This window comes from Pelomicrobium sp. G1 (assembly GCF_051905455.1).
Lineage (GTDB): Bacteria > Pseudomonadota > Gammaproteobacteria > Burkholderiales > UBA6910 > Pelomicrobium.
In genome coordinates this window covers 1-254 of sequence record NZ_JBQACR010000446.1, presented here as the reverse complement: position 1 = coordinate 254, position 254 = coordinate 1, and the positions used below count along the sequence as shown (strand labels likewise).

The following is a 254-nucleotide window of genomic DNA, read 5'->3' as shown; positions in this document are numbered from 1 at the left end:
GGTGTATAAGCTGCTGGACTTCGCCGAGGCCAGCACCGGATCGTTCCGCTCGGGCTTCGGCACTTCCACCGTCCTGGGTTGCGGCCTCTTTGCCTGCATTGCCGGCTCGGATGCGGCGGACGCGGCGGCCATCGGCCGCATCACCATGGACCGGCTGGGGGAGCGGGGCTACCCAAAGCCTTACGCCTGCGCCCTGGTGGCGGCGGGCGCCTGCACCGGCATCCTGAGCCCGCCTTCCATCGCCTACATTATCA

General features: G+C 68.5%; 1 protein-coding gene. It reads left to right on the top strand.

The annotated features are described in order from the left end of the window. Window positions 1–254, top strand: a 254-nt coding sequence (locus ACTFO6_RS19165) for a TRAP transporter large permease subunit (RefSeq protein ID WP_439935918.1), incomplete at both ends; no start/stop codon positions are given.